Here is a 9,847-nt window from a genome sequence, read left to right as displayed (position 1 = left end):
GGGACTCAGCTCTCCACGTCGGTCGCGTCCAGCAGCGCGTCCAGTTCCTCGTCCGACAACTGCTCCAGCGCGGACGGGTCCAGCTCTCTCGACACCCGGGCAATCGGCGCATCCGCGAGCTGCTTCATCGAGCCCGCCATGCGCGACACCACATCCGCCAACCCGGAGAGGGTCGGCGACTCGAACACCGCTGTCAGTGGCAGCTCCACGCCCAGCGCCTCGCGCACCCGCGAGACAATCTGCGCGGCCATCAGCGAGTGGCCCCCCAGCGCGAAGAAGTCATCCCGGGCGCCGATGCGCGTCCGGCCGAGCAGCTCCGTCCAGATGCCCGCCAGCGCCAGCTCCTCCGGCGTCGCGGGGGCCACGTACTCCGCGGCGTTGCCCGTGGGGGCCGCGCGCGCACGGAGGGAGCGCCGGTCCACCTTCCCGCTCGGCGTCAGCGGCAGCGACTCCAGCGCCTCGAAGGCGGACGGCACCATGTAGTCCGGCAGCCGCTCCTTCAGGAACGTGCGCAGGGCCGCGGCGTCAAGCGTCTGTCCCGGCTTCAGGACGACCCAGGCCACCAGTCGCGCCTCACCGGGTGAGGCCTCATGCGCCACGACGGCGACGCGCGCCGCCGCCGCGTGCTGTGCCAGCACCGCTTCCACCTCTCCGGGCTCCACGCGAGCGCCGCGCACCTTCACCTGGTCATCCGCCCGGCCCAGGTACTCCAGCCGGCCGTCAGGCATCCACCGGGCCACGTCTCCCGTGCGGTACATCCGTGCGCCAGCCGTGGCTCCGAGCGCGTCCGGCAGGAAGCGTTCCGCCGTCGCATCCGGCCGGCCCAGGTAGCCACGCGCCACGCCGGGGCCCGCCACGTACAGCTCACCGCGCACGCCCGAAGGTACCGGGCGCAGCGCCTCGTCCAGGACGTACGCGCGCAGGTTGTCGATGGGCCGGCCGATGGACACCGGGCCCTCGCCGACCTCACCCGCAGTCGCGTCCGCCGCCACTTCCGAGGAGCCGTAGAGGTTGAGCAGCCGCGCGTGCGGCAGCCGCTCGCGGAAGCGCGCCGCCAGGTCCTCCGGCAGTCGCTCACCGCTCGTCACCCAGGTGCGCAGCGACGCCAGCCGGCGTCCCATGTCCGGCACCTCCAGCAGGGCCCGCAGCAACGACGGGACGAGCACCAGCCGCGTCACCCGGCCCTGCTCCATCGTTTCCACCAGCCGCGCCGGATCCTTCACCGTGTCGTCGGACAGGAGCATCGCGGGCACGCCGGCCAGCAGGGGCCCGAGCACCTCCCACACCGAGTCAACGAAGCTCAGCGCCGTCTTCACGGTGCAGACCTCGCCCGGCTCGAACGGGACGGTGCGCCACATCCACGCGAAGCGGTTGAGCGTCGCGCGGTGCGTGGCCATGACCCCCTTGGGCCGACCCGTGGAGCCGGAGGTGAAGATGACGTACGCGAGCGCGTCGCCCCCCACCGTCGGAGGCAACGGCTCCCCCGCTTCGGCCTTGCCATCCTCGAGCCAGAGCACGGGGATTCCATCGTGGGGAGGCAGCCGGTCCGCCAGGTGACGCCGCGCGAGCAGCACCGCCGGGCGGCTCTCCTCCACCATCCACGCCAGCCGCTCACGCGGATACGCGGGATCCAGCGGGACCCAGGCCGCGCCCGCCTTCAGCACGGCCAGCACGCCCGCCACCATCTCCACCGAGCGGTCCGCGCACAGCGCCACGCGCGACTCCGCTCCCACGCCCTGATTTCGCAGCGTGCGCGCAAGGCCCTCCGCACGGGCCGCCAGCTCCCGGTACGTCACCTTCGCGTCCCCCGCCATCAGGGCCACCGCGTCCGGCGTGCGCGACGCCTGGGCGTCGAAGAGCGCCGCGAGGCTGGCCTCCGAGTCGAAGGCGGCCCGGGGCCCGTGCCCCGCATCGAGCATGCGTCGCCGCTCCTCCTCATGCAGCATCGGCACGTCGCCGAGCCGCTGGACTCCGGAAGCCAGCCCCTCCATCAGGGTCCGCCAGTGCTCCAGCAGTCCCGCCACCGTGCCCGTGCCGAAAAGCGCGGGCGCGTAGGCAAGAATCAGCCGCAGCCGGTCGCCCGGCACCACGTAGGCGATGAGCGGATAGTTGCCCTGCTCCTGGCTCTCCACGTCCCGGACTTCCATCCCCGGGACGCGCTTCCCCAGCGAGGTGTCGAGCGGGTAGTTCTCGAAGATGAGCATGCTGTCGAAGAGCGGCAGACCGCGCGGTACGTCGCTCCAGCCCTTCACCTGCACCAGCGGGCTGTGCTCGTACTGGCGCATCTCCAATTGCCGCGCCTGGAGCCTCTGGAGCCAGGAGACCACCGACTCCCGCCCGGGCAGCGTCACCCGCACGGGCAGCGAGTTGATGAACAGACCCACCATCGACTCCGCATCGGGCAGGTCCACGGGCCTGCCGGAGACGGTGGCGCCGAACACCACGTCGTCCTCACCCGCGTACCGCGCGAGCAGCAGCGCCCACGCGCCCTGAGCCAGCGTGTTGAGGGTGATGCCGTTCTTCCGCGTGAAGGACTGGAGGGCGGCGGTGGCCTCCGGCGACAGATACAGCTTCTCCTCGCCGGTGACCGCGGCCTCCACGCCAGGCGCCACGGGCCGGGCGGCGGGCAGCGGTGTCGGCGAGGTGAAGCCCGCCAGCTCCTTCCGCCAGAAGGCCTCCGCGCGCGAGAGGTCCTGCCGCTGGAGCCACGCCATGTAGTCGCGCCAGGTGGGAGGGCGCGGCAGCGCGGGCTCGCGGCCCGAGGTGAGCGCCTCGTAGCAGGCGAAGACCTGCTGGAGCATGATGCCCACGCTCCATCCGTCCATCACCAGGTGGTGGTGGCTCCAGAGGAAGCGGTACTCCTCTTCGCCCAGGCGCACCACGTCCATCCGGGTCAGCGGCGCATGGGACAGCTTGAAGCCACGGGCCCGGTCCTCGCGGACCATCGCCTCCATGCGGGTGCGCTGCTCGTCGCCGGGCACTCCACGCAGGTCATGCTCCGTCCAGGGCAGCTCGGCCTTCGCATGCACCACCTGGAGCGGCTCGGGCAGCCCCTCGTGGACGAAGGAGGTTCTCAGGACGGCGTTGCGGGCGATGACCTCCGCATACGCGCGCCGCAGCGCGGGAAGATTGACCTGGCCTCGCGCGGTCCACGCGAGCTGCTCGTGGAAGACGCCCGAGCCGGGCGCCGCCAGCGCCGCGTGGAAGAGCATGCCCTGCTGGAGCGAGGTGAGCGGGTACAGGTCCTCCACGTCCGGGTACTGGCGCAGCAAGCGCTCCAGCGAGGCAGGCGTGAGTCGGGCCAGCGGGAAGTCTCCCGGCGAGCGGCGCGCCGCGTCCGGGCTGCTCCGGCCTTCCACCAGCTCGCGCAGCGCATCCAGGAACCGGTTCGCGACGGTCTGGATGGTGGCGCGCTGATGCACGTTGGCGCTGTAGGCCCAGGTCACCTTCAGCCGGCCCTCGCTCACGACCGCGTTGACCTCGATGCGGTGGGGCCGACGGCCTCCCGTGCCATGCCACGGGCCGCTCGGCTCCTCCGTGAGGGCGAAGCGCTCCGAGCCCCGGGCCGCCGCGTCGAGCTGACCCAGGTAGTTGAAGCCCACCTCGGCACGGGGCGCGGTGCGCAGCGCTTCGGCCGTGTCCTCCCGCAGGTAGCGCAGCAGCCCGTGGCCGATGCCATTGGCGGGCAACCTGCGCCGTGCATCCCGGAGGGCCCTGAGCACGTCACCGTGGCTGCCACCCTCCGGCAGCTCCACTTCCAGCGGGAAGGTGCTGGTGAACCAGCCCACCGTGCGGGACAGGTCCACGTCGGCGAAGAGCGCCTCGCGGCCATGGCCCTCCAGCTCCAGGCGCACCTTGTGGCCACCCGTCCAGCCAGAGATGGCCTTCGCCACCGCCGCGAGCAGCACTTCGTCCACGCGGGCCCGGTACGCCATGGGCGCCTCGGCCAGCAGCGCCCGGGTCTCCGTCTCACCGAGCGTCACCGTGAGCAATTCCTCCGAGCCCGCCGTGTCCTCACCGCCCGACAGGTCCACCGGCAGCGACGGCACGTCCCCCGTCGCCTTCCAGAGGGACAGATCACGCGCCAGTGACTCCGAGCGGGCGTACTCCACCAGTCGCTCCGCCCAGGACTTGAACGACGTCGTCTTCGCCGGCAACGACACCGGCGTCCCACGCTCCAACTGCGTGTAGGCCGTCTCCAGGTCCTCCAGCAGCGGCCGCAGCGAGACGCCATCCACGGCGAGGTGGTGCACCACCAGCAGCAGCCGAGCCGTGCGGCCCGCGCCCCTCTCGAAGAGAACCGCGCGGAGCAGCAGGCCCTCGTTCAGGTCCAGGCTCCGGTGCACTCTTGCGCCCACCACTTCCAATGCCGTGCCCTGCTCCTCTTCCGGCACGGAGGACAGGTCCACGCGCCGCAGCGTCACCGCCTCGGGCACGGGTGCGTTGGACTGGCTCCAGCCTTCCGGCGTCCGCGTGAAGCGCAGGCGGAGCGCATCGTGGTGGGCGACCAGCGCCCCAAGGGCCTTCTCCAGCACGGCGGCATCCACCGGCCGGCGCACCTCCAGCACCGCAGCCAGATTGTAGTGGTGCGGCTCCGGCAGCGCCCAGTCGTCGAAGAAGATGCGCTGCATCGGCGTCAGCGGGACCGGGCCTTCCACCACGCCCTGCTCCGCCGTGCCTGCCTTCGCCGCGCCCGCCGCCGCGGCCAACTCCACGAGCGTCTGCTTCTCGAAGAGCATGGCCGGCTCCAGCGCCAGCCCCGCCGCCTTCGCACGCGAGACAATCTGGATGCCGAGGATGGAGTCGCCGCCCAGCTCGAAGAAGTTGTCGTGCAGACCCACGCGCTCCACGCCGAGCACCTGCGCCCAGAGCGCCGCCAGCGTCTTCTCCGCGTCGGTTTCCGGCTCGACGAACGCCTTCCCCGGACCCACGCGCGCGGTGTCCGAAGCGGGCAGCGCCGCCCGGTCCACCTTCCCCGCCGGCGACAGCGGCAAGGCATCCAGTGAGACGAAGGCCGCCGGCACCATGTGCTCGGGCAGCCGCTCCTTCAGGAAGGCCCGCAGCGCGGTGACGTCGAGCGCGGACGCATCCGCCACGAGGTAGCCCACCAGTCGCTTCGTTCCCGGCGGCTCCTCGCGCACCGAGGCCACCGCGTCACTCACGCCGGGGTACTGGCGCAGCGCCGCTTCCACCTCGCCCAGCTCGATGCGGAACCCACGCACCTTCACCTGGTGGTCCGTGCGGCCCACGTACTCCAGCCGCCCGTCCAGGCGGTAGAGGACGCGGTCTCCCGTGCGGTACAGGCGCGCACCGGACTCGCCGGAGAGCGCATCCGGCACGAAGCGCTCCGCCGTCAGCTCCGGCCGACCCAGGTAGCCGCGCGCCACGCCCGTTCCACCCAGGTACAGTTCGCCCGGCACGCCCGGAGGCACGGGCTGTCCCCACCCGTCCAGCACGTACGCGCGCATGTTCGCGATGGGGCGCCCGATGTCCGGCCGCTCCGCGTCCAGCTCCGTGGAGACCGTCGCGCAGACCGTGGCCTCCGTCGGACCGTAGCCATTGAGGAGCCGCCGCCGCGACGTCCAGCGCCGCGCCAGCTCCGGCGAGCACGCCTCTCCGGCGGAGATGACCGTCTCCAGCGCGGGCAGGCCCTCCGGCTCCAGTTGCGACAGCGACGACGGCGTCAGCGTCACGGTGGTGATGCCGCGTGACTCCAGCACCTCGCGCAGCGGAGCCCCCGGCAGCAGCGAGTCGCGCGGAGCCAAGTGCAGCTCCGCTCCGGCGACGAGCGTGGAGAGCACCTCCAGTACCGACGCGTCGAAGCCGAGCGCCGCGGCCTGAAGCACCCGCTTCCCGGGCCCCACGCCGTGCGCGCGGATGACGGCGCGCACCGTGTTGCACAGGCCCTGGTGCGGCACGAGCACGCCCTTCGGCGTCCCCGTGGAGCCCGACGTGTAGATGACGTACGCCAGCCCTCCGGAAAGCACGCCGGAGCGCGGCGACTCCGTGGGGTTGCGGCCGATGTGGCCCCACTCCGTGTCCACGGAGACGAGCAGCTCATTGCCGGCGGGAAGCTCGTCCGCGAGGTGCTCCTGCGTCACCACCACGGACAGCCCGGCGTCCCGCATCATGTAGGTCAGCCGCGCGTTGGGGTACGCGGGGTCCAACGGGACGAACGCGCCGCCCGCCTTCAGCACGCCGAGCAGACCCACCACCAGCTCCGACGAGCGCTCCGCGCACAGCCCCACCCGCACCTCCGGCCCCACGCCCACCGAGCGCAGGTGGTGTGCGAGCTGGTTGGCCCGAGCATCCAGCTCGGCGTACGTGAGGCGCTGGCCCTCGGCCACCACCGCCACCGCGTCCGGAGTGCTCGCGGCCTGCGCCTCGAAGAGGTCGTGGACGCGCGCGTCCTCGGGGAATGGCTGGTGCGTGTCGTTCCACTCCACCAGCATGCGGCGCCGCTCGTCCCCGGACAGCAGCGGCAGCTCCGCCACCCGCTGCGACGGGTCCACGGCGATGCCCTCCAGCAGGCGTACGAAGCGCTCCCAGAGCAGCTTCACCGTCTCCGGGTCGAAGAGGTCCGCCGCGAACTCCAGGGCGCCCGTGAGGCCGTCCGTCGTCTCGCGCAGCTCCAGCGACAGGTCCACCTTGGTCGCGCCGATGTCCAGATCCATCATCTTCACGCCCAGGCCCGGAGTGCGGACCTCCACCGGCGGCGTGTTGTGGAACGTCAGCATCGCCTGGACCAGCGGCATGCGGCTCGGGTCGCGAGGCACGCGCAGCTCGTCCACGAGTCGCTCGAACGGAATCTCCTGGTGGGCGTACGCGCCAATGGACGCCACCTTCACGCGACGGAGCAATTCCACGAAGGTCGGCGCCCCGGAGAAATCACCCCGGATGGCGAGCGTGTTCAGGAAGCAGCCGATGAGGCCTTCGATCTCGGGACGGTTGCGGCCGGCGGCGGAGGTGCCGACGATGATGTCGTCCTGGCCCGAGTAGCGGTGCAGCAGCGTCTGCAGCGCCGCCGTGAGCACCATGAAGGGCGTAGCGCCCTCGCGGCGGCCCACCGTCCAGAGCGAGTCCATGAGCGGCCTGGCAACGGCCACCTGGAGGCGGCCACCCCGGCCCGACCAGCGCACCGGGCGCGGGCGGTCCGTGGGCAGCTCCAGCACCTGCGCTCCGGCGAGCTGCTTCTTCCAGTACGCGAGCTGGGCCTCCATGCCCGGCCCGTTCAACCAGCCGCGCTGCCACACCGCGTAGTCCGCGTACTGCACCGGCAATGCGGGCAGCGGCGAGGGCCGGCCGGCCGCGAGCGACTCGTATAGCGCCACCAGCTCGCGGAAGAGCACACCGCTGGACCAGCCGTCCGAGGCGATGTGGTGGATGGTGAGGTGCAACACCGACGCTGCGTCACCGATGCGAATCAGCACGGCCCGCATCACCGGCCCGTGGACCAGGTCGAACGGGCGGCGGGCTTCCGACAGCGCCAGCCGCAGTCCCTCGGCCTCACGCTCCTCGAGCGTGGCGCCACGGGCCTCCCGCTCCTCCAGCCGCAGCGGCATGGAGGGAACGATGACCTGCTGGGCGCCGCCTTCCGCGAGCGCGAAGGTGGTGCGCAGCACCTCGTGCCGGCGCACCAATTCGTTGAGCGCCGTCTCGAGCAGGGAAACCACCACCACGCCGTCGAGGCGGAGCGTGACGGTGTTGTTGTAGGCGATGCCGTCCGGGTCGAGCTGGCTCAGCGCCCAGATGCGCTGCTGCGGGAACGACAGCGGCAGCGGCTGGTCACGCGACACGCGCACCACCGGCGTGGCCGTTGCCGCCGGCACGTCCGAGACGGGCGCGGGCGGCGCTGCCACCGTGTCGCGAGGCTTGGACTGCCGGCGCGGCTTCGCGGCGCGCGACGGCGTCACCACCTCGACCTCACCCGCGTTGCGGAAGCGGGCGCGCTGTCCCGTCAGGAAGAGGCGGTCCTCCGCGCTTCCTCCCGGCATGGGAATGAGCTTTGCGCGCGTGGCCTCGGCGTCATTCCAGAAGCCTCGCGGAATCGCGGCGCCTCCCAGCGCCAGCTCTCCCACGACCCCCAGTGGCACCGGGGCGCCGGAGGCATCGCGGAGATACACGGGCGCTTCGGAGTGCGACGGCCAGGCCGCGCCGAGCACGGAGGACTCCAGCTCCACGCTCCGCGCGGAGGCGGAGATGGCCGAAACCTTCGTCTCTTGTGCCGCACGCGACTCACCACCCAGCACCCACAGACGAACCCCTTCGAGCGCGCCCTGTGCACCGGGGAGCTCCGCGAGTGCCCGGGCCTGGGACGGCGCGCAGCGCAGCGCGGTGATGCCCTCGCCCCGGACGAGCTCCAGCAGATCGCCCATCCCGGCGTCGCCCTCGGCCAGCAAGGCCTCCTCGGGCAGGGGCTGCACCTGGGACCGATTCTTCAGTACGTCCAGCAGGCGCAGGCTGGACATCGTCGGCTCCAGCGCCACGCCGTAGTCGACGAGGCAGGCAATCTCGTCCACGTCCAGCGAGCGCACGCGCTCGACGATGGCCTCGCAGTGCTCCACCGTGCCGAACAGGCCGCCGTCCTTCAGGTAGTGCTCCACACCCTGGTTGAGCATGACCTCCATGTCTTCGGGCGTGAGGCCGCGCACGTCGATGTTGCTGCCGAGGCTGGAGACGAGGTTGGCGAAGACGTCCACCGAGCTGCGGAAGTACTGCTTCAGCGGCTCGCGCACCGCGGCGCGCACCTCCTCCATGTCCTGGCCGAGGAAGGTGTGCAGCATCAGCGTCACCTGGCCGCGCCCCGGACCGTGTCCCGCCTTGCGGTACGTCTCGCGGTACAGCGCCACCTTCGTCGCCAGCTCGTCCAGGCTGGAGCCCAGCCCCAGCACGTTGGTGAGGATGCCCGCGCCCACCTCGCCGGCCTTGCGGAACGTCTCCGGGTTGCCCGTGGAGGTGAGCCACACCGGCAGCTCCGCCTGCTTCGGCTTCGGCCGCAGCGCCAGCTCCACCTCGTTGCCAGCTCCGTTGCGGCGCTTCACCGTGCCGCCGCGCCACAGCCGCCGCACCTCTTCCAGCCGCTCGATGAGGACCTCGCGACGCCGCGCGTAGGTGTCCGGCGACAGCGAGAAGTCATTCGCGTGCCAGCCCGTGGCGAACGAGATGCCCACGCGGCCCCGGGACAGGTTGTCCACCACGGACCACTGCTCCGCCACCTCGATGGGGTCGTGCAGCGGCAGCACCACGCTACCCGCGCGAATGCGCAGGTTGCGCGTCAGCATCGCGAGCGCGCCGCCAATCACCGACGGCTGCGGGTACAGGCCACCGAACGAGTGGAAGCGCCGCTCCGGCGTCCAGATGGCGGAGAAGCCGTGCGTGTCCGCGAACTTCGCGCCTTCAATCAACAGCTCGTACTTCTCCTCGCCCAGCGAGTCCTCGTCGTTGGCGAAGTACGAGAGGCTGAAGTCGAGCTGACGCCGCGTGTCCGGCTTCCGACCAAGGACGGCGAAGCGCGCGGCCAGCCGCTCGGGAGGGAGGACGACGCGCATGCCGCGCGCCAGCGCCCACAGCAAATCCAGCCCCGCCGGGTCCGAAGCGGGCCCCCCCGCCGCCAGCCATACCTCACCCTCACCCGCCCCCACGCGCGCGTCGAGCGACGCCAGCAGATGCGCAACGTTGCGATGGGTCAGCATGACGCGGCCCTGGCCACCCATCGCCGCGGGCGCGGGCACGATGAACGCAAGTTGCTCGGAAGGCACGGTGCGCGCCGCACCCTCCTCCACGGCCTCACCGTCCACCACCACGGCGCTCACACCGGCCGGGAGCGAGGACGCATCCGAAAGCCGGG

1 protein-coding gene (running past one end of the window) is annotated in these 9,847 nt (G+C 71.9%); it reads right to left on the bottom strand.

Going from position 1 to position 9,847, the window contains the following annotated elements; translation table 11 throughout:
* Window positions 1-5: 5 nt before the first annotated feature.
* Window positions 6-9,847, bottom strand: the 3' portion of a protein-coding gene (locus OV427_RS45190) for a non-ribosomal peptide synthetase/type I polyketide synthase (protein ID WP_324290034.1). Its footprint extends 4,738 nt past the window's final position; the window shows 9,842 of its 14,580 coding nt (coding positions 4,739-14,580); the start codon falls outside the window, past its right edge; the stop codon is at window positions 6-8.

The sequence above is a fragment of the Pyxidicoccus sp. MSG2 genome (genome assembly GCF_026626705.1).
Classification (GTDB): Bacteria; Myxococcota; Myxococcia; order Myxococcales; family Myxococcaceae; genus Myxococcus.
This window is presented reverse-complemented; position numbering and strand designations above follow the sequence as displayed.